Here is a 26,950-nt window from a genome sequence, read left to right on the forward strand (position 1 = left end):
ATTTGACGGTATAATAAAGTTTTAGTCACTGTCGAGCAAACATTGATTCGTTTCATTAAGTCAAAAACAAAAATTACCGTCAACCCAAATTTACAAAATTTCTTTTAATTATATATTTATTAACTATTACACTTTCCGTAAAATATTACTGATTCCAACTTTTTATTATTAATCCGTTTGTTTTACCACTTATACTTTATTTTATTTGTCCATACGTTTTAATTCTTACAACAAACCAGTTTTTCTAAATAACCTGAAATATTTCAAAAAAAATCAACAGTTGTATGCAGTCAAAATCATTTCATTTGATAGAAACAAATATGTGTTTACTAGCGGGGAGTACACCAACAAAATCCATAAAGGAAAGACTACCAGGGAGTCGTAAACGACTGTTTTATAACAGTAGCATAAAAATATTTGAAGAATACCTAAGTATCGGCAATCTGGAAAGTTATAGTTATATCGTTGAAGTCGCTACACACACAGCTATCAATTTTCAGGTCCACAATCCTCAAACCCATTTGCTCTACCATATTGACGGGCGTAGGGCTGTTCGATACGGCCAAAGCCAAAGCTGTGAGGAATATCTGTTCCCTCCACATCAGGGTGTATTTCTTTATGTTCCGGAGACGATCATTAACGTATATTTTGAGCCCGGAAATTATCATATACAAGGATTTAATTTGCCTGTCGACCTAATTGAACTCGGTGAGCTGGCCGAATTTGGATTTTTAACCGAAATCATTGCCACGAATAGACTAAAGCCCCGACAATATAAAGCTAGCATAGGTTTTATAGCTTCACAGCACACCCGGCGAATTCTCCGCGATCTTACTATCGAACTTGGCAGTAAGCCACTTATCCCAAAGATCCGCATCTTGCGAAAAATTGAGGATCTACTTTACCTTTGCAAAGATAAATTATTAATAGCCGGAAGACAGTTGTATGATCCTGATCTGATAGTGCAGCAGGCACGTCTGCTCATCTCCAAACGCATTGCCGAAAGTGATGATCTGGTAAGGATCAAAAATATTGCTAACGCGCTAAATATTCAGCCAAGCTACTTAAGTTATCTTCATAAAGAACGATTCGGAATTGCGATTATGAAATACCGCAATCAAGAATTGCTAAAAAAAGCTAAAGTTTGTCTCCGTCAAAACAATTCCATCAAAATGAGCACCATAGTATGCGGTTTTAAAAATGAGTCCAGCTTCTGCAATTTTTTTAAAAAACAAACGGGGCTCACCCCAAGCAGTTATCTCCTTGGCACGACAACACCAGAAGAATAATCGGGACTGTCAATGACAGCTTTGACTGTTGAAATAAGAAGCCTGGTGTAGCAGAAATCCAACGTAGCCCCGCTATTTGACAATGCCAAATTTAAATTTCCGAACATGGGACTCTGGCCCAAAAAACAGGATTTAAAAATATAGGGCAGGGCTTTGTCTGTCCAGTGTAAAAAGGCATTGCTAAAGACCCGAAATAACCAATTTAGCGGCAAAATGCTATGGAAAGGGAATGGTGTTTGCATCAATAAAAAGAGCGGCAATAGATGAATTTGCGCAATTCAAAACGAATTAAAATCAACATGTCCGGATAAAATGACAAGAGAATAAAAAGGAGGTCATATGAAACAGTTATTTGTATTGCTGGCTTTGGGCATCGGCCTATTCATTGTCAGCAAGTTCGGCTTTTCACAAAAAGCCGCAGGATCAAAATCAGCTAAACAACATACTATGGATAATATACACAACAACGATCAGGTCATCTATTTCGCCGGCGGCTGCTTCTGGGGAACCGAACATTTCTTCAAGCAAGTTCGGGGTGTTACTGCAACAGAAGTCGGCTATGCCAACGGCAACGTGCAGGATCCAACCTATACCCAGGTTTCAACTGGAAAAACCGGATTTGCAGAAACGGTCAAAGTAAGTTATGATCCGGAGGTCATTGACCTTAAATTGCTGGTTGACCTATTCCTAAAAACAATAGATCCTACTTCACTCAATAGACAGGGCAATGATATCGGTACACAATACCGTACCGGCATCTATTACACCAATGTAGCTGATATCCCTGTGATCAAGGAAAGTTTAACCGCAATGGCTAAACAATATTCTAAGCAGATCGTGGTCGAATTAGAACCTTTGCAGAACTACTACGATGCAGAAACCTACCATCAAAAATACCTCGACAAAAATCCGGGTGGTTATTGCCACATCGGCCCCGATTTATTTGAAATGGCGCGCAAGGCAAATCCGGAAACGACAAAAGCAGCACCCGCTCCTTCCAGCAGCTATAGAAAGGCCGACAAGGAGACTCTGAAAAAGGAACTTACCCCTCTGCAATATGATGTAACACAAAACAATGCAACCGAGCGTGCCTTTGCCAACGAATACAACGATGAGTTTAGAGAAGGTATCTATGTAGATATCACTACAGGTGAACCCCTATTCGTCTCGACCGATAAATTTGAGTCCGGCTGTGGATGGCCAAGCTTTTCCAAACCGATAAGCGATAGCCTGGTAGAAAAATTATCAGATCATTCTTATGGCATGCGGCGCACGGAAGTACGGAGCAAAACCGGTGACGCACACCTAGGGCACATATTTGACGACGGTCCTGTGGATAAAGGTGGGCTCCGCTACTGCATCAACAGCGCTTCACTCAAGTTTATTCCCAAAGAAGACATGAAGAATAAAGGCTACGAACAATACCTAACATTATTGGTTAAAAAGTAACGGTAAGCACATCAATAAAATTGATTGAGCTGCATGACATTATCAGAGGCCATGGTAGAAAATGACCTGGCCTCATGAAAAATGGCCGAAACTGTCTATTATTTGTCATTGTAGCCATATCCGCATCTTAGTACATTTGTGGCATACAAGTGAGCTATGGAAAACACAAAAAAACAAACAGGAATAAAAACGATTGCACTTTTGATATTACCGGGGGTTCAGTTATTGGATGTTGCCGGCCCCTGTGATGTATTTATGTCGGCCAACTTTTTTACGCCAGTTGGTAGTGCACCGAAATACCGAGTTCAGCTGATATCCAGTACACCGGATCGGATGGTATACTCGAATGCCGGAATACCTCTCACCTGCAGCCATTCCATTTATGATCATGATTGCTCAATAGACACATTACTCATTGCTGGCACTGACCTTAATTTGCTCGATGAAGTAAACCCCGATATTTACCGTTATTTGCAAGGTATTGCGACAAATGTAAGGCGTATAGGCTCAATTTGTGTTGGTGCTTTTGTTTTAGCAAAAGCCGGGCTACTGGCGGGTAAACAAGTCACAACCCATTGGAAATATGCCGCTATCCTCCAACGGATTTATCCTGATCTCAACGTTAATGTCAATCCATTTTTTATCCACGATCAGGGGATCTATACTTCAGGTGGGGTCTCCTCAGGAATAGATCTTGCCTTGGCCTTATTGGAGGAAGATTGTGGAAAACCATTGGCTTCTGAAGTAGCCAAACATCTCGTTTTACATTTAAAAAGACCCGGGTGGCAGTCCCAGTTCGGAGATGCGATTACCGATTATGACCTATTAGCCCCTTTCACTAAAGCGATCAGAGATTTACTTAAAGATAAACTGGGCCAGGCAATCAGTATAGACTATATGGCTGAATCAGTTAATATGAGTGTCCGCAATTTCTCCAGGGTCTTTTTAAAAGAATCAGGCATGACTCCGGGTAAGTTTCTCGAAAAAATGCGGCTGGACCAAGCAAAGAAGATGGTAGAATATACCGATATGAGTTTCGAAATGATCGCACAGAAATGTGGCTTTGGAAACGTAATTTCTCTTCGGCGCTTATTTCTAAAGTACCTTTCCATATCCCCACTCCAATACCGGAAGGCTTGTAAAGGCGCCGAATAATCCATTTCTACAAATTAAAACACAAAAAAATACTGGTGTTCATTCACCGGCAGGGAAAACTATATCTCAATTTAACGATCAATAATAGTATATCGCGATGAATCCGAAACAAAACAACAAGAGCATGAACGTAGCGTTTTTTATTTATGATCAGATAGAGGCACTTGACCTCAATGGTCCGCTAGATGTATTTGTCAAGGCAAATGTTATAGCTCCGGGGAGTTATAATTGTTACACGGTCGGAAAAACCAAAGAAGCCGTACAAATGGAAGCAAATACCATGGCAATTATCCCAATGCACTCAATACAAACTGCCCCCCGACCGGACATGATTGTCGTTCCCGGTGCCAATCCAGACTGTGTTATGGCATATCTGCAGAATGACGATTTCCAGTACACGTTACTAAACTGGTTAAAAGACTACTATGACAAGGGCACAATTATTTTTACCGTTTGTACAGGAAGCATGCTCTTATCCAAAACAGGGATATTGGATCATTATGAAATAACGACCCATGTCATGTTGCTGGATGCCTTAGAAAAGCATAATCCCAAAAGTATTGTTAAACGTGGAGTACGGTTTGTCGACCAGAAACGCTTGATTACTACAGCTGGTATAACCGCAGGAATAGATGCTGCGCTTTATCTGGTGGAGCAACATTATGGGAAGGAACTTACTGAAACCATTATCGAAATCTTTGAATATCGGCAAAACAATTGTAACAGTAAATAAGAGGTTGCTGTTGACGGGATAAGAAAATGCGGGAAGTACTTTTTTAGATGCTGCCCATCACACATAGTTCTGTGAGGGTAGGTACTGGCTTACCACCCTCATCTTCGAGGGTAATGGCAAAGGCTTGTGCTTTAGAAACATCCAGCATCTTGCTCGCCATGGCTTCTTTGGCATTCAGTGGGAACACACCAGCACTCACGGGCTGACCATCGACCATCGCCCAGAGCTGATACTGTTTACCTTTTGGCGCAGCTGGCATCTGTTCGAGACTGAGGTATACCGCCTTTGAAGTCTGATCCCAAAATACGAGTGCGTGTAAATCAGGCTTATTTTCAACACCTTTTAGTGCTATAGTTTTTACCGCCGGGTTCTGCACCAAGCTCCATTTATACTGTAAAATAGCTAATGTAGAATTTTGCGTATCTAGCGTGGTATTTGCCTGGACAAGCATTTCCTTATTTTCCTTTTGCTGTTGATAGAAGAATAAATTTGCACTGACGCTGAGTACGAACAATATGCTGGCAGCTATGGCCCAGCCATAGGGTCTAGCCGGCACGATCCGCTTAGGCACCTCTTGAGTGTTCAATATTGGCGCTTGGACAACAGCATCAGGGGATATGGCTCCCTCCGTCGGCAGACCGTCTGATTGATCATCCTTCAAAACCAGATTTTCAGCTTCAAGTCTATTCCAGATATCCTGTTTTAAGGTATCAGGCATCGCCATCGCTTGGATATCGGCTAATCCCTCGAGCGCTTTTTCGGCCTCGGCGATAGCTCGTTCCACTTCGACATTATTTTTTCGAATACAGTTCAGTATGCTAACTTCCTCTTCGGAAGCAAGCCCCAAAACGTACGATTCAATAATCCCTGACGATATGTATGCTGCGATATCCAAAATTAACGATAGTCCTTTAATAATTGTTTTAACTGTAAAAATGCAGCCTTGGTCCGTGTTTTTACGGTACCCAAAGGAACATCAAGCTGTTCCGCAATTTCCTGTTGCGTATATCCTTCATAGTAGGCCATCTCGATCAAGATACGACATTCAGGCTTTAATTTATCCAAAATATTTCTGAATCCAATAAAATCTGCTTTCGTATGTTGCTCACTGTCGCTCTGATCCTGTTCTTCTTCTGTATTTACGATATTTGAGAGCGGTTGGTTTTTCATTTCGTTGACCACACTCTTGGATTTGCGGTAATCCAGCGCCGTGTTACGTGCAATATTGATCATCCAGGTATATAACCGGCCTTTTTCGGCATCAAAAAGATCAACATGCTTCCAGATTTTGACAAATACATCCTGAATCACTTCCTCGGCATGTTCAGTGGAAGCTACAATACGACACACCACCCCATAGAGGGCATCCGCATAGTTATCGTAAAGATAACTAAAGGCCTGCTCGTTCTTTTTTTTCAATAAAAGAATCAAAGTTTCTTCAGGAAGGTTGTGTAATGGACTCAAATCTTACGTTTATAACGCTTAAAGATGTAGATAAAAAACCGAAAAACAATGCAACCTCCATAAATCACGTAAAAATACTTAAATCTCGATAAATAACCTGGAAAAATACCTGATGCTGGTACCCCTCAAGACTATGCCGGACATCATGAAGCAGAAATCGTCAACCTTTAATTAAAATCATAAATACCGTTCTTCCAGTCCAATATTTTTGAAGAATCCGCATTTAGCCAGTTTTTCAACAGCGTGGCGTACACTTTTCTGAAATCTTCCGAATACACCAGATCAACAGCGTTGAGGTGCTCCAGGAGAGCAGCGGGTCCAGTTCACTGATTTCATGTTTCACATAACTAAAATCTTCGGGTTTTGCTGTAAATGCGGACATCCATTCCGACCGCAGATAAGCGCCCTCCTTCTTCCCTTCCACCCGGCCGACATTATACATTTACCGTTGAGATGCAGCTGAGCTTCGGGCTGTACGGCACGAATCAGCTGCTGTCCTGTGGTTAAGTTGGTAAAATCATAGCAAAAGGCATTCGGCCTGATCCAAAAAGAGCGGTGCACGAGCCCATTCTCCAATACTTGGGCACATAACACCCTCCCATGCTGCGCCAAGTCTGTACCGGCGATGTGTCATCACGGAAACAAATATCCTCTTTGGGAATAATTCCGAATACCATCTCGACGAAATCTCCTTTATAATTTTTGATCGTCGTTATTGATCTGTTTTTCTTTCGATCTGTAGCTACCATATTTTCCCTTTCCGAATTGCCAGGATAAAGAGAGTCCAAAAGAACGAAAAGGTAAAGAAAAGTTGCTTTTTTGCATCATACTGGAGGTCTGAGCGTAGCTGCTTAAATTCTTTATCTTATTGAAAGGGTCAGTCATTGTTATTCCGATTGTCACAGTTTCTTTCAACAGCTTTTTCTTCACTGTGATATTCCATAGATTGAAAGCGGCAAATTCACCCTGAAATGTCCTTTGTGGGGAATCCCAGAAAATATTAGAATCAATGATAAAGCCCTTCCCCGCTGCCACCATTATCCCGACGAAAGTTTTATACAACAGATATACACGATCTTTCGTTAAGCTGGTGTTCAAAAAGTCGTTATCCAAATTATTGGAATAAGTATAGAGGTCTATATTGCCTTTGAAGTCAATTCGTTTGAACAAAGTAAAGGATCCATATATAGAGGTCCCCAAGCTCTTATTGCTACCAATATTGCCAAAGGTCTGCAAGGTCATCGTCCTGTTATTTTCAAAACGGTGCTGAAAGACCTGCTCGATCATATGGTTGATGGTTTTATAATAAATTGACAGACCGACATGCCCATTATTCCGGTTAAAGTTAAAATCGCCCCCGACTCCCAGCTGATGCATGATCTCCGATCGTAGATTTGGATTCCCCTGTATCTGATTAGCTCCATCGGTATTATTTTTAAAAGGGTTTAAGTAATAGAGGCTCGGGCGTTGGATCCGTTTGCCATATGCAATTTTGAAGGCTGTTTTTTTTCCATAGGTATAGGAAAATGCCAAATTCGGGAATAGATCGGTCGAACGGTTCGAAAACTTAGATACACCATTTGTCTCGGCTCCACCCCAGTTTGTTCTTTCCAACCTCAAGCCGGCACTCAGGTTAAATACCTCCCCGATCGGCAGAACCGCCGCCACATAGCCTGCCAAGATATCTTGCCTATATTTAAATAGATAACTACGCTGGGCGTCAGCAACCATTCTATTTGCCAAACGATCCAAGCTGTCTATGGCAATAAGCGCATTGACATTGCGTTTTACCATTTTTACTCCAAAGTCCATTGCTATGGCTCCGACCGGATACTTAAGGTCCAATTGTGCTGTGTATTCATGGCTTGAACCTTGGTTATTTCCAACTTCCCGTCGACTATTGTAATCCGAACGATAAGCCAATCCATTGTTGCCCTTTGCATATTGAGTCGACAGCAGGAGTTCCTTTCCCGGAGCTCCAAGCTTTCTGACATAATCTATACTCATATCCAGGTTGCTTGCCGGCTGTTTGTTGTCAACGGCCCCCAAGATCACGCTGTTTTCACTGGGGTAGGTACTTTCAATATGGTTGTCTGTGATGACTGTAAGCTTGTTAAAATTGAGGTTTGACACCAGTAGATTATTCGAATCTAACTCATAGTCCATCGCAAGCGCCAGTTGCCGGCCATTTCTGCGGTTCCGGCTCTGATTTACCTGGGAGAATATTGCTTCTCCAAAGGCAGATAAACGCTCCGACCGGATGACACTAGCAATGGGATAGCTCCAGGAGCTGCCGATACTGGCTGTAAGGCCGAAGTTCCCCATCCTACCCGCAATATTTCCCGCTATGTTGCTCCGACGTGTTTCAACTGAACTGACCACTCCGCCATTTAGACCGTCGACAAGTCTTTTATTGGTAATAATATTGATAATGCCTGCAGCACCTTCCATATCGTATTTAACAGATGGGTTTGTCATGATTTCAACCGATTTAATCTGATCTGATGGAAACATGCGCAATGCATCAGCGCTATTGCCTGTAAAGATAGCCGATGGCTTGCCGTTGATCAATATTTTTACCTGTTGATTTCCCCGTAGCGCAACTTTCCCATCTGGGCCAAGGGACACCATCGGAAGTTTCCTAAAAACATCTTCTCCTGTGCCACCGCTTAACGATGGCTCACTTGCAACATGGTAAACAATTTTGTCCACCATGTTCTGGATGACCGGAGGCCTCTTTGTGATGTCGACTATTTCCAACCTGTTGCCCGGTACGATAAAAATAGTGCCCAGATCTATGGGTTTCTGATTATTGGACCTTTCCATAAGTTCGAGCCATTTCTCTGTATAGCCTATGGCGCTTATCCTTAGTTTGATAATATAGGCTGAATCTACTTTTACTTCAAATCTTCCGGCATCATTTGCTGCTCGGGCCAAGGTTTCCTTTTCATTCCGAAACACCTCCACATTGGCAAAACTGATGGGCTTATCCGTTATTGAATCTTTGATCTGTCCGTACAGAAGCAGTTGTTTTTGTGGAATTATAGTCCACTGTGCGGACGACCACAATGGCCAAAGAAAAGACCATATAATAAGAAGTATAATTCTGCTAAGCATTTTTTCTTTTAAAAATAGAATCGCCGGATGGAAATGATAAATTCTTTACGTGAATGGTCCCGTATTTTACACAAATCGCTATAACAGGATTAAAATTATGTTCAATTTTGTAGCAGTGAATCTTAAGAACAGGAAAAAGCGATGAACAACTTAACAATTATATCTGCGTAATGAATCGAAAAATCTATGAAATTATAGTGCTCGTATGGTTCCTATCTTCTGTCTACCTGATCGTTGGAGCTATTGTATTTAACAAAGCTTCATTTATGGGAATTGCCCTGATAACGCAATCGCAGGTGATCCTATTGCTCATTATCTTATTGACGGCAGTCTATATTTTTCCTAAAAATTGGGAGAGAAGACGGTGGGGACTGATTATCGCATCGATTGTCGGTTTGAATCTCCTGTGTGTGCTGATCCGTTATTCAATCGAAGAAATTATCTTCGTTCGCTATCTCGGGTTTCCAGAAACAAAAGATTTAAATCCACTATTTTATGTTTATGACAACTTTTATTATTCCCTACCAGGTTTCTTTCTAGGCTTCATTACCTTTCTGATTTTTAAAACCATTGCTATCGAAAAGCGGAACAGTGAGTTGAAAGCTGTAGCGAAAGAAGCTGAATTGAGTTTTTTGAAATCTCAGATCAACCCCCATTTCCTCTATAATATTTTCAATTACATGTATGCTGTTTCGTTGCCCATTTCGGAAAAGCTATCCGAGACCATCAGGAAATTAGCAGGGACAATGCGCTACACCCTGACGCAATCCAACGTTCAGATGGCCCCTTTGATCGATGAAGTCGAATTTATCCAAAATTATATTGATCTTCAGTCCACACAGTTTGAGCAGGGTATATACTATAGCTTTACAAAAAAAATTCAGGACGATAATATCTTATATCCGACTTTGGTGCTCATTACGTTTATTGAAAATACCTTTAAGCATGGAATAGTCAGTGACCCAAAATTTCCCCTAGAAATTGTTTTGGTATCCACAAGGAAAAAGGTGACCTTCCAGGTCAAAAATCACATCAATCAGCAGTTGAAAGATTCCGGTCATGGCATCGGGCTAGCTAATGTAAAACGGAGACTGGAAATTCTATTTCCCTCAAGTCATTCGTTTCATATCTCAAAAGACGAAATGCTTTATTCAGTTCATCTTGATATATATTTAAATGATGGAAAATAAGGAAAACATACGCTGTATCATCGTTGACGACCAATTATTTGCAATGGGAATATTGAAAAACCACCTACAGCATTTTCCTGAAATCACATTGGCGTATGCAGGAACCAACATTTATGAAGCCCTGCACATCATTGAAACAACAGCAATTGATCTTGTTTTTCTGGATATACAAATGCCAACGATGAGCGGTCTGGAATTTATGAAACGTTGCCAGAATCGCTGTAAATTTATATTTACAACAGCCTATCCCAAGTATGCGATCGATGGTTATGAGCATGATATCATTGATTTTCTGCTCAAGCCCATCACGCTTGATCGTTTCAAAAAGTCCATTGTCAAATTTCATCAGCTCAACAAGCTCGCTGATCAAGAAAATAGCCTTCTGGAGACAGGCCATATCTTGATAAAAGGCGATGCCAAACAGAAGTATTTTAAGGTAAAACTGCAGGACATCTATTATGCCAAGGGGCTAGACAACTATATCTGTATCTATACAAGGGCAGGCTCGATCATTACCTATATGAATCTCAAAGATCTGATCGGACAGTTGCCAGCCGATAGTTTTTGCAGAATTCACCGGTCTTATATTGTTTCTCTTCAGCATATTACCTATGTCGAAAAAAGCCTCGTTAAAGTTTCAGCTGATACGATTCCCATCGGGTCCTCCTATAGAAAGCAGTTTTTTCAAGTTTTTCAAAAATCACCCATGAGTAGAAATACATAGTGACAGCCGGAATTTCGATAAAAGGCATAGCAGATAATTTGCGAAGAGAGGCCTATTTACCGAACAACTCCAGTGCTTTTATTATTTTTCGGTCTTTTTTTAAATCTTCCAGGTTATCACCTTCTAGGACTTCAACATCAGGTAAAATATTGGATTTATAAACTTTTAAATTTCGATCCACTACATAGTCCGTTGACAGATTAATTCCTGCATGATCGTTTATTTCAAAGCCCTGTACTGCTGTGGTATAATTGGCTGTTGGTTCCCCTACAATAAATGTGTTATTCCGTCCGATGAAAGAAAGCGCAATCATTTCACCTGCACTTGCTGTATAGCAGCTCGTTAAAATAACCAATGGAACATCCGTTTGTATCGGATGGAACAAAGCTGTTTTTCTGTCCAGCACATTTCCATCAATCAGCAATTTTCCTGCTTTGATCTCCCAATTGCCCGTAGGTTTGTCCCGGGCATCCCTAAACCCACCGAAAATGATGTTATTTCCAATAAATTCCTTCAGGCCCAATAAGATCGGGTACATATTGCCGCCCGTATTTAATCTCAAGTCTATAATCCAGGCCGTGATTTGAGCTGAATTTATGGTATTGACATGTGATACGATATCGTTTGCTAAACTATCTACTTTTTTAAACGCAAAATCACGGTTTCCAACAATCCTGATATACCCTATTTTTTTATCAATGATCTTACTACATGTTTTATTTTCAATTTTTAGCTTGTCCTTTAGATAGACATTTGCCATTGCATGGGGATTGTTCCATCCGTATGTTTTTCCTTTATATTTTAGACCGCCGTGATAATCATAAAGCTGTTTAAATACACCCTCATATAAGGGTGCAGTCTCATCTATCGTGCTTAAGTTTACAGATTTACGGTATAAGTCACGTTTTATGGCTCCGAGGTTTTCCGTATGGATTGAGTTGGCTGCTATCAGTTCAATCGTTTTATCGATAAATGATTTTACGCTGTCATTTTTAAAACCTTGCGAAAACGAAAATGTCGAAGATAATAGCAGCCATAGCAATAAAAAAGATCTGGTCATCATTGAGCTTTGTCGTGATTTTAAAAGTAGCTATTTTATTACTGAATTTAGCATTCTTTTTTTTTCAAAACTAATCGTTTCTGTACGAAAACCGTTCGAATAACAGACGAACTAAACCGTATAACCTACTTGCCGCCGTCTTCCAGCAGCGCATTGACACACCATAGATAAGGAGCCTGTCCATGGTAATCGCCTGTATGGCGGGGACGATCATAATAATACTGTTTATCGTTCTTTTTATTGGTCCCCACACAGACATTGGATACAGCACCTTTATCGTCCACATATTTGGTTAATCCCAACCAGGCATTCCGGGCTACCGGGCTATATTGTTTACTATTTAGCCAGCCCTGTTTAACGCCCGATATCATTGCATAGGCAAACATTGCCGATCCGGAAGTTTCTTCCCAACAATCCGGTTGATCGATCAATTGATTCCATAAACCACTTTTCGACTGGTATTTTTTGAGGCTCTTCATCATCTTCAGATAGCCTTTCAAGATACGGGGCCGATCCCGGTGATCCCGTGGCAGCATCCGCAATAATTCCGTCATCCCTGCTGCCATCCATCCATTGCCCCGCCCCCAGTAGAAAGGGACATCCGGCGCATGATAGAACAAGCCATTGGAACGCTGTAAATCGTCCAGATAAAGCACCATTTCCTTGGCTGCACGATCCAGATATTTCGGATCGGCCGTTGCCCCGAAAGCCTGTGTCTGTAGGATCGTAATCATGTACATATCGTCGATCCAAAGACGCGTCTGCCAGGAATAGCCTTTCTGGGCCCAGTCTTTTTCAGCCTGACTGGCGTTTTGCGGTACTTCCCATTGCGTATCAGCGTAAGGAAGCCCCAGATCCAGGTAACTTTTATCCTTAGTGAGTTGATAAAGCCGTAAAGGGAGACTTCCGAACATATTTAAGTCGACGTGATTTTTGATCGGCAGCAGGTTCTGCTCAACTGACGTTAATTTAGAAAAGCGGTCTTTCATCGCCTGCATCAGCTGCTGATCGTCAGTCAGGTCAGCGTAGTTAATGGCACCCGTCCAGTAAAAAGTCTCGGGATAACTGATCCATTTACCCGCATGGAGCATATGTTTGCCGGCGACGAAACGGTGCGCAATTCGGTAACCTACTTCCTTTGGCCCCGCTCCCGCAGGAAAGTTTGTTAGTTCCGTTTGTCCAAAACAAAATTTAAACGGAAGAAAAAGTAAAAACAAAAACACATTTTTTATCATAACAAAAAGCATTGATTATTAATTCATTGAACTTAAAAAAGGTCAAAACCGATCCGCGTCATTGCAGACCGGTTCCGTCCCATAAGGCATGACTACTCCACTTTGGCTTCATCCGCAACAGCATCCTCCCACTTATCCCATACCGGAGTTGCCGCGTTATAACCATCATAGCCATAATTTTGCTTTAATTGCCCTTTAATATTAGAGGTTATCGCTACATTGGGAATTGGCCAATACATATTCTTTTTATCCATGGTGTACTTGATATCACTTAGACCAGTAGCACTCACATGAATGACACCTTTATTGTACAGGCTGTAATGCACGATACGCTGGTACCAGTAGCTTCCACCGTTAGCATCTGTACCGCTCTGCTTATCGAAATTTTCCAGATTATACACGTTCCCCCATTCATCGGGCTTACCACTGCGGGCCAGACACAGCGATACGCGTTTCAGTTCCACATTCCGCCATTCCTCCCAATAGAGTTCACGTGCCCGTTCATTCATAATATCACCGATAGTTACGGCGCCCCGGTACAGTTCCGTACATTTTGCCCGTTGACGAACGGCATTCAGATCATCTTTTATCGTTCCGTCAGCGGGATTGATATAATATTTTGCTTCAGCACGCAAAAGGTAAGCTTCCGCCAAACGGTACAGATACCAGTCGGCGATACTACCATTCGTTGCGCCCCTTGAACCGTCCGAACCGCTGATATTCGCCTCACTGACGGGATCATCCAGAAAAAACTTATAATGCGGCACATCAAACCAACGACGGATGGAATCTGTACATAATAATTTGCCCGTTTCCGGATCTTTCAGTGTGATCGGTTTTCCAAAATCTTTTGACTCTTTGTTATTTACCTTATAATCTTCCATGCGTACCCAATTTCCTACTTTGGAACTGTGGCGCAAGTCGCCCTCATCCAGTTTACCGTTGACAGACCATACCCCTTTTGACTGGAAAGCCGTAGGCCTGAAAGTCGCAATACCACGGCCAAAGGCCCGCATATAATCGTATTTTGCATTGTAATCCGAACTGTTCCGTTTAATATTCAGCAAGGCCTGCTTCCCATCAGTGGTCTGGATCCGGCTATCGAATACAAAAGGATATAAAATACGCATGGTCAGCATTTTCACAAAAGACTCTGCATCGGCGCCACGATTGGGCATCCCCATGATCACCTCGCGATTGGTTGGGATCAATTTATTTTCAGGGCGGTGCATATCCCAGATGACGTTGCGGCTAATGGACCAGGTCTGCGCCTCCCCTCCATCGTTGAACGTTCCAAAACTTTCGGTCATCAGGGAATACCCCGATTGATCAATCAGGATATCCGTCTGTTCTTTGGCTTTCTGGTATTCCCCTAGGGCCAGGTAACATTTCGTCAGCAACATCCGGCAGGCTCCCTTATTGATCATGCCGATCAGGTTCATATTTTTCTGGTCCGGCACCCATTGTACGGCAAATTCCATGTCTTTGGTGATCATCTGTAAAATGGCGTCACGTTTGGTACTGCGGTAGTTCTGCTTTGGCACATCGATAATGGTCGTCACCAATGGGACGTCACCGTATTCAAATACCAATGCCATATACCGAAAAGCGCGGTGAAAGTAAGCCCGGCCTTTGTAGGCATTTTTATCCTGTTCGCTCAAGGTCTCTACCTGATCCACATACTTGATAATGGTATTGGCATAACTGATGCCTTTATAGGTTTCCTGCCATAAATACCACATACTGTTTGAGCGGTCCAGATTCTGCAGGGTGGAGTTGTCGCTGGTCGGTGTAAGCATGTTGGCGACGTCTGCCATCATACTGCGTTTGTCCGTATTGCTTGCGACCATCAATTCGGAGAAGATGTATTCTGTCCCAAGGGTCAGCATTTCATTATTATCCGTGGCCCAATACCCTTTCAGATGACGGTCGCAGATGGCCATGGCCGACAGCAGTCCCGACTCGGTATTAAAGGTCTCATTGGGTAAATAGATAGACAATGGGTCAGGCTGTAGAAATTCCTTCGAACAGCTGCTTATGGCAAGTATACCGGCAAGCATCATTGCGATACCTCTGCTGATAGATCCGGATGTATTTATTGTATATTTCATAGTTATCAATTCATGAGGTTATAAAGACAGATTCACACCAAAGGTAAACACACGGGAGGCCCATCCCTGGGGATTATTGTCGGGATGAAATGTTTCAGGATCGCCAAATTCCCAGTCTTTGGTCCAGGTAGCCACGTTGCGCACGGTTCCGTATAGCTTCACCCGGTTTAAGTTATACCTGGATGTCAGCGATGCCGGTAGCGTATAGCCCACAGAGATATTGTCCAGACGGATAAAGGAACGGTCGTAAAGCCACCGGGCACCCTCTGCCCCTACGGGTCCTTTGGCTTCGATCCGGCCATAGCGATCCGTTGGGTTGTCCGGCGTCCAGTATTCTTTGGCTGGCAGATTAGCCAGCCCGTACGCCATCCGCCCCCCGTCATCATCATTGTTCAGGTAATTGCCCGACAAGCTTTTATGCCCCATATACGAATAAATATTAAACGAAAAACTGAGGTCTTTCCATAGCGTAAATTCATTGCGCATTGCCCAACGAAAACGAGGGTCGGTCTGTCCTAAGAACACCTTATCATTGTTGTTGTAAACAGGTTTCCTTCCGGCGTCATTTACGACATCATCGGCTGTATAAGGATTCGCTACCTTGGGGTCGCCCGGTGCCTGTCCATATCTGGCCGCTTCCGCAGCTTCATTGGCCTGCCAGATGCCCGTCACCTGATAGTCCCAGATCGCGCCAATGGGCTGACCAATAAACCATCCATTCGAAATCTCGTCCATTTCCTTTCGTCCCACCACGTTTCCATTTGCGTCCAGCACGTCTTCGTAATTCTTATAGAGATGCACAATCTGATTCTTGTTGTATGAGAAACTGAAGGTGGTGGACCATTTCAGGTTGTCCTTTTGCAGGTTGACCGTATTCAAGGTCAGTTCAATCCCTTTGTTGTCCACTTGCCCCAGATTTGTCGTGATGCTGCCAAAGCCCGTAAAGTTCGGCAGCTTCTGCTCCATAATCATATCATGGGTCTGCATCAGGTAATATTCCAAACTACCGGAGATCCGGTTCTTTAAAAATCCAAAGTCCAGACCAAAATTCCATGCTGTGGTCTTTTCCCATTGCAGGTTGGGATTGGCCAGGCGGTCAACCATCAGGTAACGGTACTGGACCAGTTCCCCGGCAGAGTTGAGGTAGCCATGCATTTTTCCACTGCCGGCATAGAGGTTCGCAAGCGCCAGATTGGGATCTGCAAGCTGGCGGTTCCCATTTTTGCCGTAGGAAGCACGCAGTTTACCATAATCCATGACATCCGTCCATTTAAAGAATTTCTCTCTGGTGAAGTTCCAGGCCAGCGCCACGGAGGGAAAAGTAGCATAAGGATTAGACGTTCCGAAAGCCGAATAACCATCTCGCCTGATGGAAGTGGTCAGCATATACCGGTCATCATAAGAGTAAAACAAACGTGCCAACAAGGCATCCGCCGTTTGATGGCTATCATAACTATCGAAGCTGCTATTTTCTTTTGAGCCATTTTTGGTATTGTGGAAACCAAGGGCATCTGAAGGTAAAATGTTACGAGCCTCGATACGGTCTTTCCAGGACTGCTGTTCCTCGGCCTCCTGCACCAAGGTCAACATCAGGCGGTGCTTATCCGCAAAGGTGTGCTCCCAGTTGATGGTATTATTGAGCGACCAGTCAAATCGTTTTGTCTGTTCACGGTTTGCACCCCGATCGGCAGGATTAGATCCCGGGAGCTCCGCCGACATGAAATAACGGTCATGGAAATATTGCAGGCGCGGCGATGCGTTAAAAGAATACGTGATATTGAACGGTAATTTTACCTTCGCATTGAAGATGGAATTCAGCACCGTGTAGCCTTTATCCAGTTCAAGATAGTTCTGCAAAAAATCATAATTATAGCCCCGCTGGCTGAACTGTTCGCTGAGTGGATACTGTAGCGGGTTCCCATTGGCATCGGCATAATCCGCGTAAGGGCTATTACGCAGCGCCTGATCCAGGTCGATGTCTATATTTCCATCAGAGCGATCCTGAAAATTAACATTCGCCCCCAGCTCCAGCCATTTGTTTACATGCGCATTGATTTTCATATTGGCCCGGACGGCCTTGTACGTGTCACTGATAACAGCACCTTCATTTTTAAGGTAGCCCATGGACAGGTAATAGTTCACCTTATCGCTCGCCCCGCTGATACTGGCATTATAATCCTGGTTGAATCCCGTGCGAAAGGTATGGTCTGCCCAGTCCACCGCCTTTCCGTTCAGGAAATTCTGTAAGGCATTTCCCTGCAGTCCCAGACGGCGGCCCCAGATGCTCTGATCGGACTCCCCATTTTCGTTTGTCGAAAGCGCACGCCAGGATTCCAGCGATAAAGATGACGGCAGTTGATCCGGACTCAGGTAAAACCCATAAGGCACCGCTAAGTTTCCGTTGTCGTCGCGCGTCTGATAAGCTTCGTACAGCCCCGTTTCCGGATTAATACCATACGTATTTTTCGTATACCAATCCGCTCGATGTTGCATGTAAGCGGCGGGATTGAATCTTTTGCGGTAGTTGCTCAATTGCGTCGCACCTGCGTTCATGGTCATATTGATTGTCGGCTTGCCCTGTTTGCCTTTTTTTGTGCTGATAATAATCACGCCACTGGCCGCTTTTGAGCCGTAAATTGCCGCGGCCGAGGCATCTTTTAAAATGTCGATCTGTTCAATGTCATCCGGGTTGATTTCCGAAAGTTCACCATAGAATATCATTCCATCGAGCACGAGCAGCGGATTATTATGGCCGCTGTTACTATCGTAAACCGATCGTTTACCGCGTACCTCGATCGATCCACCTCCTTTTGCCGAAGCGTCAAAGCCGATATTCATTCCCGCTGTACCACGCAAGATATCCTGCACCGTTTTGGGGTTTTCATTGGCTATTCGATCCGGTAGGATCTGTGTCACTGAACCCGTCAGGTCTTTTTTACGCATAGTGCCATAGCCCACCACCACGACCTCCTCCAATTCATCTGCCGATGAATTCAGGACGACATTCAGCACCTTAGCCCCGGTAAGGGAAATTTCTTGGCTCTTGTAACCAAGAAGCTTGAAAACAAGCTTTTCTGCACGAGGAGATACCGAAATGGAATAGGAACCATCGGCCCGCGAGGCTGTACTCATTATACTCCCCGGCACACTGATGGTGACACCTGATAACGGCTGGCCCTTGCCATCCGATATTTTACCCGTAATTTCACGGTTTTGAACAATCGGTCGGGTAATTGATTTTAATGCTGCGTTGGCGTTTAATGCAGTAGCCGGACTACCAAAAGCGACCAGACATAACAACCAGGATGAGGATATCCGATGGCTTTGTTTAAGTTTACAATAGTTTCCCATAAAGCAATATTCACTTCGATTGATTTAGAAATTTTACAATTGGTCTCCTTGTAGTAAGGAATTTTAACTGTAAAAGTGAAGATTAGCATTTACAAAAACAGGACCTATTCGTCTCAAAAAAATGCTATTTTGTCTCAATAACACGATATTCAATATACAAAATCAGTATATATCCGAGATCCACGGTCAATTAGTCGTTAAACTCAGAGAAATTCTTGTTAATGAAAATTTAACTACAACGTTTGCGTAATTTAACTACAACGTTTTCGTATTTTTCTTATTACAGACGGATAGGTCGGTATTTTAATAAAACATATGTCGAAATACAGTAAAATAGAATAACTCGACGAAAAAATCTGGCCGGCAGATAGATTTTATATCAGAACGACCGGGTAAAGGCTAAATGGGGCGACAACCTTAGCATTGAATCAGAGTATACCTCAGTGCAACGAAAATATTCATTGCACTGAGGTTTGGAAGAAAATTTACCGGAACTATAGCTTTGTGTTCTGCAAATTTACGCTAATAACTGACCACCTTCTCATGAGTCTGGAAATTGTCCAGGGAGAACATGGTCTTTTTATAATAGCTGACAAAAGAAATACTTCCTTTGGGCTGGATGTCAGCGGGGAACTCCACGGCAAAATCCAATGGCGCCAGGAACAGTGAATCCCGCTTATTGTCTGATCTATCAAAATATACCCGAGTTCCCTGTAATGGTGTGAAACCACTACCGACCGTCTCAACGAAAAATATAGCCTGCTTTCGGCCTCCCGGCGAAGTCGCGAAATTGCTGAATACCCTATTGAGGCTCAAAACCGTCGCACCGTAGCGTTCACCCTCCACAGATGCCGTTGCTGTCATTGCCTTCGAACTGTCTCCTTCGGCACTAAAGCCACGGGCACTGACCGTGTAGCGCGTTTCCTTCAGCTTTTCCAGAAAGATATTTTTTTCCTTTCCGATCTCTGAAGCCGTAATATTATAATACGATGTGTCCCGCAGCGCATTTAAGTCGTTGGTTACCACCAAACGTATCCGCCTTATCTTTGGGTCGGTACTCAAACGCATATGCACCTGGGCCCGCCCGTTTCCGGGATATATTGCCAATGAATCCAGGGCTCCGGGATAATAGCGTTCAGCATTTTCCAAATAGGCCTTATAATAGTGATCTTCCTTCTTACAGGCCGCCAGTCCAACTATAAGTGCACATATATATACTATTTTTCTTTTCATAATTTTCACTCATTACAATTAAACAATCATCTGCTAACGTTGTCCCCAAAGGGTGATCTCGGACATGATAATGGCGGAAGGATTTTTGTCCGAAGCTTCAATACCATTCCATGTACTTAATACCTTGATACGGATATAACGGTTCTTATAACGGGCATCCGTAGGATTTACATCCGGAAAATCCCATTCCTCACCTTGTTTTACATAATTTTTATCATCCGTTGTCGCTGCCTGCCCGAAGGGTAGTCCCGAGGGTCTCACACTTTCAAACGTTCCCAATAAAAACCATTTGTCAAAACTTGGGTCATTCATATCCGGACTGTTAGATCCCCATACCTGGAATTTTTTAACATGGGTAGTCGTGTAGGAACCGTTCAGATCAGACATCCGCGGCCAGGTCTTGATACGGCTCAGAATGGACGGTACCCCAAGATCTATCGAGAAAGAAAAAGGAATCGGTGTCGATGCAAACCAAGCCTCGTCTCCATGTGCCGTCATCTTGTTATCCCATAATGTCTTATATTTCAAACTACGTCCACCATAAGTTCCATTAAACGTATCCCAGTCGCCACCGATGGCACCTACCGCAATCTGGGTCAGCTGCCAGGTATCTTTGGGAATCAATATTTCTTCCAGTGGTGCCAGTTCCTTTGAAATGGTATCCGAATTATTGCGCCATTTATCCTGAATAAATACCCCAAAGGTACTCATGCCTTCGCTTATGCCGCGTACACGCAGGGTCTGCGTTTCCAGGCTCGTATAGGCTGTATCAATATTTTTCCAGTTGTTTTCCGCATCCTTTTTCATGACAATGACCACCAGCGGCTGTTTCTCCTTATTGTCAATGTAAATATTGACTCCACCATAGGTGGAATTAAATTTTGAATCGCTTTTCAGGCTCTCCGAGATCAGTCGGTTATAAGGTGTAGCCACGTCGACTGTCACGACGATTGGCTTGGACGTGACCTCGCCAACACTTACAGAATAAAGTTCGACATCATACCTGCCCGCAACAGAAAAACCTTCCACCCGAAGCGAATCCTTGTACTGTGTAGATTTAGTCTCTACACGACTGCCGTTGTTCAAGACATAGACCGCCTTTACATAGCGAAAATCCTTGTCTGTGGGGAGGTCATATTTGATTACAGCAGCCCCGGCCAATGCATAGGTACGCACATTGGTCACTTGCCCTGCTACAGCACCTTCTTTGATCGGCTGTATCCCCACATCCTCCTTACATCCCTGAAAAAGAGCAATAAATAGCCCCACAAAGATCAGGAGCTGGTGTAATCCTTTCGTGTTATATACTAAGTTCATATTCATTATTTTAAAAACTACCATCCATAATTTTGAACCATTTTGGGATTCCTACGCAACTCCGCGCGGCTGATCGGCCAAAAATAATCCCGCTCTGTAAAACTCGGGGAATAGAATACCATCTGTCTGTAGTAAAGATTGGGGTTTTGCTGATTCACATCATTGCCCACGACCTCCTTGCTCAGTTCCTCCGTCCCATCTTTCCAACGGCGTAGATCCCAGAAACGTTTACCTTCAAAGGCAAGTTCTATCGTCCGCTCATCCTTTATGATTTTCCGCAAACCATCCTTTGTTGCGGGGCGGCTCGGGTAAATGGAGTACTCCTGCCAGGCTGTCTCTACCCCTTTTAACCCTGCTCTGGCACGTACTTTATCAATGTAGGATACCGCTTCCGCCGTGGGGCCGTTCACTTCGTTAAGTGCCTCGGCATAAAGCAGGTAAAGGTCTGCTAAACGGATCACGGGAGCAATGAAAGATACAATACTCATTGAATTGGAAGCTCCGAAGGTATTTTCATAATTCACATATTTTTTAACCCCGTATCCCGTGACATTATAGTAGGTACCATTGTTTATCCCCACATTTCCCCCTAGCCGATAAAAGGTACTGAAGGCCGCTGCTTCTGTCGCATTACTCCGCATAAAATAACGTCCGCCATCGAAAGAGATATTGCCATAGAAACGTGGTTCGCGGTCCAGATGCAAACGAATGGTCTGGTTGTTGAGCGCCACATCATATTGGTACTTGGGATCAGTCACATTGACTACCTCAAAACGCTGGCTATAAGGATACGTTTTGTCCTCGTCTATGGGCACGCCATTGGCGCTATAGTATTTAGCGATCATATTCTGACTAGCCGAAAGAAAGGAACGAATACTTGCATTCGACTGCGTATTGGCATCCCATCCGCGGGGCATATAGGATAGCTGAACGTCGTTGCTGATCAGATTATTGGAGTAAAACCAGAGTCCTTCCGTATTATCTTTATTTTGACAAAAAGCCAATCTTGAGCTCAGCTGGGCGATAGCCTCAGGACGGGTGATGTTAACTCCAGGTGGCGCTTGCCAGACAAATAACGACTTGCCCCCTTGCTCGGCGGCTTCAATAGCTTCCCGGCATGCATTGGCGGCACTGATCCATTTCTCCGCCGAATAAGTGGTATTAAAGAGCTGCTTGCCGTTCTGATTTTTGATCGTAGCCACCAACGATTGGTTGCCATTGAACAGCGGACTTGCGGCGTACACCAGTACCTCTGCTTTGATTGCCTTCGCAGCTATCCGGTTCACACGTCCCATTTCGGCATTCACATCAACCACATTGGGGTCAAGAAACTCCATGGCACCATCAATCGTTTTGATAATATAGGTAAACACCTCATCGACCGGCTGCCGCTCAACGGCATAGTTTTCCAGGTCCGATCCTACCGGGATAAATTTGTCCATGATAGGAATAGGTCCATAACGTTTCAATAATTCATAATGGTAAAAAGCTTTGAGAAATGTTGCCTCTGCTTTCCATTTATCACGTTCTTCGATAGGCATATCCGGTACCTGACCGATACTATCTATAAAGATATTGCAATCCGAGATACCGCGCCAGAGACTGGATGTACCATCCCATTCGTTGAGCAAAGGGCTATCCGCATTCTGTGCACCACGGAGAATATTTTTACCGGCTGACGCGATCTGTTCGTTTGTCCAGATCTCTCCGGCACCCATGATCGCGGGGTTAGCATTATAACCACTAAAATTAGGCATGGCGTTATAACATGTAGCCAGATAGCGTTCGGCCATTACCCTACTTGCAAAAGCATGTTCGAGTATCGGTACATTATCTGGTACGACATCCACATATTTGCTGCAGGATGCGCTTGCAATGACCAATAACACACCAATTAAATATTTTGTAATTTCTCTTTTCATAATTAAAAGCTTGCATTAATACCAAGGTTAAACACCCGTTGTAGCGGATAGCCCAATCCATTACCACCGAGCTCAGGATCCCACATTTTGAAACTGCTGAACTTCAGCAAATTGGTTGCGCTGGCATAGACCCTAAACCGCTGAAATTTATAGCGTTTGGCCACTGCCGGATTTAATTCAAATCCAAGCTCGACCTGTTTGAGGCGAAAAACATTCCCATTACGCATCCAGAAGGTACTTGTCTGCGTATTATTCGCCATTGGCGTACTACTCAATCGCGGCCACAGGGCATAAGGATTCTGGTTACCCTCCGACCAATAGCTGTCTGCCCAGACCTGTAACACGGCATTCGGCGCCGTTACGCTGCCAAATGGAGCTGATCCAGCATAAGTCGGATTGATAAACAGGGAAGTCTGCGCCATACCTGCAAAAAAGAAAGAAAAATCAAGTCGCTTATAGCCGGTACTCAAGCCAAAACCATAATTGATCTCGGGAGTTGTCGGCAATCCAATAGGCACCATATCATTGGAATTAATGACGCCATCTTTATTGATATCCAAATATTTTATGTCCCCGCCGAGTACCTGCTCAGAAAAAGTTTGTGCCGGACTGTTGCGTACTTCATCATCATCAATAAACAACCTTTCGGCAACATATCCTCTTTGCTGTGTGGCGCTTAGACCAATCCTACTTAAGTAAGGATATTCGTATTGCGGTTCTTCGTAATTAACGTATTTACCGGTCGCGTAAGTAAAAGTACCCCGGGCCTGAAACCATAGGTCGGAGTTGACAGATTTTGAATAGTTCATTTCGGCATCAACACCCCGTGAACTATACTTGCCAACATTGGCCAGGATATTCGCCGAATAACCTGCCGTAGATGGAATAGAAGCTCTGGTCTGCACGATATTCGAGCGCTTTTGGTTGAAATAGTCAACAGTCAATTTAAATGCGCTTTTAAAAAGTCCGAGCTCAAGACCAAGATTGGACTGTCTGGAAATCTCCCATGTGATGTCGTTGTTCTGGTGTTGTCTGATATCGATACCATTGATCGTTCGGCGGGTTTCGCCGGGCATCCCCCATGTATAGGACTGATTCCCCGAATTGAGCTCTACATCCGAAAGATAAAAGAAGCGGGAACTTGTCGCAGAAATCACGTCATTTCCCACCAGACCGTGTGTGGCCCTCAATTTAAGGAGTGAAACAACATCTCTATAGGGTTCCATAAAGCTTTCATTCTGTACATTCCAGGCAAGGCCCGCTGATGGGAAAAATCCCCAGCGATGTTTATCTGCGAAGCGTTCTGAGCCGTTATATCCAAAGTTAAATTCTGCGGAATAGCGTTTATCGAACGAATAGGTAAACCGTCCCGAATAGGAAACATTGCGGTATGGTAACGTATTCAATAAAGACGGGGTACGGGTATCAGGCTCCACACGGTCCTGCATTGCTGTTAAAAACATTCCGCTGAGTGCGTGTTTGCCAAATGTACGGTCATAGAGGATCTGATTTTCCAGACGGAAGATAGCAGCGTTGGTACGATCTGCGGGGCTATAATCCAGATATTCTGTTCCCTGCTCAGGATTGAGTGGGTTATAATAGGGTGAATGGCTTGCGTCATAACCCATAAACTCATAATAGAAAGGTTTGTACTGTCTATTTTCGGCGAAATAAGAATTACGCGTCACGTTGAGCATACCACGATAACGGAGACCTTCTGTCAGGAAATCCAACTTTTGGTTCAATTCAACAGAAAGGACAATATTGCTGCGCTTGTAGTTTTGGTACCCCTTTACCACCTCGGCATAGGAGTTTAGATAACGTCCATCCTCTGCATTTCCAAACATAGGATGCCGGATATAGGACTGTTCTATTCCAGGTCTGTATACAGGTTGAAAAAGAACCGGGTTTGAACGCAGGGCATATCTGAATGCATCAGCTCCCCCCACAATCGGACCACTGTAATCCTGAAGATTGGCCAATGCTCTTACCGCAAGAGTGGTCGACTTGGTCACATTGATATTGATGTTGCTCCGAAGGTTATACACCTTGAAATCAACATTGTTATTGAAATTATTCAGGGGATCCACTTTGATCAAGCCAAAGTCTCTGGTCATATTCCCACTGATATTATACTGGGCAATCTGACTTCCTCCGGTAATGGTCAGGTTATAGTTCTGGGTATTGGTTTTTTCTTTGATCAACATACCGAGCCAATCGACAGCAGGATAGGCATAGGGATCATCTCCGATTTCAGTTCGGGCAATTTTTTCCGGAGAATAGAGGTTGCGGCGTTCTGTCAGCGGGTCGCGGGTCATATAGGCTTCGTTCTGCATTTTCATCCAGGTGACCGGATCTGCGATCTTCACCTTTTCCGTTGGTGCCGACAGGCGTTGATCCACGCGAAAATTAAGACGCGCCGGTCCCTCTTTCCCCATTTTTGTCGTCACGAGTAATACACCGTTCGCTCCCCTTGAACCGTATACCGCCGCCGCTGCGGCATCCTTCAGCACCGAAAAACTCTCAATATCATCCACAGGGATCCGGGCGAGGTCGGTCGAGGTGACCTCCATATTGTCCACCAAGATCAGCGGCGAATTATTGACACCGAAGCTCCCCACACCGCGGATAAAGAAGTCTGCATTGTCGAGCCCAGGTTCACCACTGCGCTGAAAGGAGATCATCCCCGCAACCCTACCCTGTAAGGCTGTGGTGAGGTTGCTGCTTCCGGTACGCAACTCCTTTGGAGATACCGTAGTGACTGCACCTACCACACTCTCCCGTAAGGTTTTCTGCCCAAATGCGGTAACCACAACCTCATCCACATAAGCCGAAGACTGCTCTAAAATAATGTCTATTTTAGTCCGTCCGGCTATTGGAGCCTCTTCTGTACGATAACCTACCATTTTGAATACCAGCACTTCCGTGGCAGGTACCTTGAGAATATAGTTACCGTTGAGGTCTGTGGTCGTTCCTACACTAGGTTTGCTTTTGAGATGGATGGTTACACCTGGCAATATGGTACCGAGCGAGTCCTTGACCGTACCTGTCACTTGCACTTCACGCTGGATACCCCCACTTGCTAGGCTTTGCGACTGGTTCTTTTTTTCAGGTTTCGGTACGATAACAACAGTCCCGTCATACATTTGGTAATCTAAAGGCTGGTTCTGCAATAATTGTTTTAGCGCAAGCTCCAGCGGTACTTTTGTCAAATTGATATTGACATTGGAAGCTTTCCTTAGGGTGGCTTCTTTATAAATAAAGCGATAACCTGTCTGTGCTTTAATTGCTCCCAAGGCATTTTCCATCGTTGAATTGTTCAATTTAAGGCTAACTTTCTGGGCCAGACCTTTTGAAGCTGCACTCAACGTCCCCATAATTACGAGAAATACAGTAAGTTTCATGGTTAGTAGTGTTTTGAACAGCATATGGCTACGCCATCTGACAAATAGATTTTGCCATATATACTTAAATTCCATACATTTGATTAGATAAGGTTTTACTTGTAATTGTGTTAGTACTATAGTTCGTTTAGAACCTTATATGCTGACTGGGGGTATTCCAGTACCTCCAGTTTTTTTTAAGATCCTTTGTTGTGTT

Annotated in this window: 18 protein-coding genes; 6 read left to right on the top strand and 12 right to left on the bottom strand. The window is 43.7% G+C overall.

The genetic code is table 11. The features are described from left to right. Positions 1–284 precede the first annotated feature (284 nt). The 4 genes from ABTV71_RS16695 to ABTV71_RS16710 all read left to right on the top strand — a co-directional run bounded on the left by ABTV71_RS16695 (position 285) and on the right by ABTV71_RS16710 (position 4,626). Positions 285–1,289, top strand: a complete 1,005-nt coding sequence (locus ABTV71_RS16695) for a helix-turn-helix domain-containing protein (RefSeq protein ID WP_433900334.1) — start codon at positions 285–287, stop codon at positions 1,287–1,289. Between the two features lie 339 nt (positions 1,290–1,628). Next, positions 1,629–2,738 carry a peptide-methionine (R)-S-oxide reductase MsrB gene (msrB, locus tag ABTV71_RS16700; RefSeq protein WP_121125231.1) on the top strand — a complete coding sequence of 370 codons (1,110 nt, stop codon included), beginning with the start codon at positions 1,629–1,631 and terminating at the stop codon, positions 2,736–2,738. A gap of 156 nt (positions 2,739–2,894) precedes the next feature. After that, entirely contained in the window at positions 2,895–3,893 is a 999-nt protein-coding gene (locus ABTV71_RS16705) for a GlxA family transcriptional regulator (RefSeq protein WP_433900335.1), read from the top strand. 124 nt (positions 3,894–4,017) lie between these two features. Continuing rightward, positions 4,018–4,626 (top strand): DJ-1/PfpI family protein, encoded by a 609-nt coding sequence (locus tag ABTV71_RS16710; protein ID WP_433900336.1) that lies wholly within the window; start codon positions 4,018–4,020, stop codon positions 4,624–4,626. A 43-nt stretch (positions 4,627–4,669) separates the two neighbouring features. Here ABTV71_RS16710 and ABTV71_RS16715 read toward each other — a convergent pair whose 3' ends face one another. The 4 genes from ABTV71_RS16715 to ABTV71_RS16730 all read right to left on the bottom strand — a co-directional run bounded on the left by ABTV71_RS16715 (position 4,670) and on the right by ABTV71_RS16730 (position 9,207). Continuing rightward, positions 4,670–5,521 (bottom strand): anti-sigma factor, encoded by an 852-nt coding sequence (locus tag ABTV71_RS16715; RefSeq protein ID WP_433900337.1) that lies wholly within the window; start codon positions 5,519–5,521, stop codon positions 4,670–4,672. A 2-nt stretch (positions 5,522–5,523) separates the two neighbouring features. Beyond that, a complete protein-coding gene (locus tag ABTV71_RS16720) occupies positions 5,524–6,090 on the bottom strand; it encodes an RNA polymerase sigma factor (RefSeq protein ID WP_121125227.1) in 567 nt (188 codons plus the stop codon). Between the two features lie 235 nt (positions 6,091–6,325). Next, positions 6,326–6,514 (bottom strand): hypothetical protein, encoded by a 189-nt coding sequence (locus ABTV71_RS16725; protein ID WP_433900338.1) that lies wholly within the window; start codon positions 6,512–6,514, stop codon positions 6,326–6,328. A 269-nt stretch (positions 6,515–6,783) separates the two neighbouring features. Beyond that, a complete protein-coding gene (locus ABTV71_RS16730) occupies positions 6,784–9,207 on the bottom strand; it encodes a TonB-dependent receptor domain-containing protein (RefSeq protein WP_433900339.1) in 2,424 nt (807 codons plus the stop codon). Positions 9,208–9,377: 170 nt separating this feature from the next. On the opposite strand from ABTV71_RS16730, the gene ABTV71_RS16735 reads away from it, so the two are divergent. Continuing rightward, positions 9,378–10,397, top strand: a complete 1,020-nt coding sequence (locus ABTV71_RS16735) for a sensor histidine kinase (protein ID WP_433900340.1) — start codon at positions 9,378–9,380, stop codon at positions 10,395–10,397. Further along, a complete protein-coding gene (locus ABTV71_RS16740; protein ID WP_433900341.1) occupies positions 10,384–11,121 on the top strand; it encodes a LytR/AlgR family response regulator transcription factor in 738 nt (245 codons plus the stop codon). The genes ABTV71_RS16735 and ABTV71_RS16740 overlap by 14 nt, the downstream gene beginning before the upstream one ends. Before the next feature lie 52 nt (positions 11,122–11,173). Here ABTV71_RS16740 and ABTV71_RS16745 read toward each other — a convergent pair whose 3' ends face one another. From ABTV71_RS16745 to ABTV71_RS16780, 8 genes are all read right to left on the bottom strand, one after another. Continuing rightward, positions 11,174–12,184, bottom strand: a complete 1,011-nt coding sequence (locus ABTV71_RS16745) for a S41 family peptidase (protein WP_433900342.1) — start codon at positions 12,182–12,184, stop codon at positions 11,174–11,176. A gap of 122 nt (positions 12,185–12,306) precedes the next feature. Then, positions 12,307–13,404, bottom strand: coding sequence for a glycoside hydrolase family 88/105 protein (locus ABTV71_RS16750; protein ID WP_433903715.1), 1,098 nt, complete (start codon positions 13,402–13,404; stop codon positions 12,307–12,309). A gap of 104 nt (positions 13,405–13,508) precedes the next feature. After that, the gene (locus ABTV71_RS16755) at positions 13,509–15,527 is read right to left on the bottom strand and encodes a RagB/SusD family nutrient uptake outer membrane protein (protein WP_121125222.1); all 2,019 of its coding nucleotides are present in this window, start codon (positions 15,525–15,527) and stop codon (positions 13,509–13,511) included. A gap of 18 nt (positions 15,528–15,545) precedes the next feature. Continuing rightward, positions 15,546–18,878 carry a SusC/RagA family TonB-linked outer membrane protein gene (locus ABTV71_RS16760; protein ID WP_433900343.1) on the bottom strand — a complete coding sequence of 1,111 codons (3,333 nt, stop codon included), beginning with the start codon at positions 18,876–18,878 and terminating at the stop codon, positions 15,546–15,548. A 522-nt stretch (positions 18,879–19,400) separates the two neighbouring features. Beyond that, entirely contained in the window at positions 19,401–20,111 is a 711-nt protein-coding gene (locus ABTV71_RS16765; protein ID WP_121125220.1) for a DUF4998 domain-containing protein, read from the bottom strand. 33 nt (positions 20,112–20,144) lie between these two features. Beyond that, the gene (locus ABTV71_RS16770) at positions 20,145–21,428 is read right to left on the bottom strand and encodes a DUF5000 domain-containing lipoprotein (RefSeq protein WP_433900344.1); all 1,284 of its coding nucleotides are present in this window, start codon (positions 21,426–21,428) and stop codon (positions 20,145–20,147) included. 17 nt (positions 21,429–21,445) lie between these two features. After that, positions 21,446–23,350 carry a RagB/SusD family nutrient uptake outer membrane protein gene (locus ABTV71_RS16775; protein ID WP_433900345.1) on the bottom strand — a complete coding sequence of 635 codons (1,905 nt, stop codon included), beginning with the start codon at positions 23,348–23,350 and terminating at the stop codon, positions 21,446–21,448. A 2-nt stretch (positions 23,351–23,352) separates the two neighbouring features. Next, positions 23,353–26,754, bottom strand: a complete 3,402-nt coding sequence (locus ABTV71_RS16780; RefSeq protein ID WP_433900346.1) for a TonB-dependent receptor — start codon at positions 26,752–26,754, stop codon at positions 23,353–23,355. Positions 26,755–26,950: the final 196 nt, after the last annotated feature.

Origin of the sequence: Sphingobacterium puteale (assembly GCF_050986225.1) — a bacterium.
GTDB lineage: Bacteria > Bacteroidota > Bacteroidia > Sphingobacteriales > Sphingobacteriaceae > Sphingobacterium > Sphingobacterium puteale.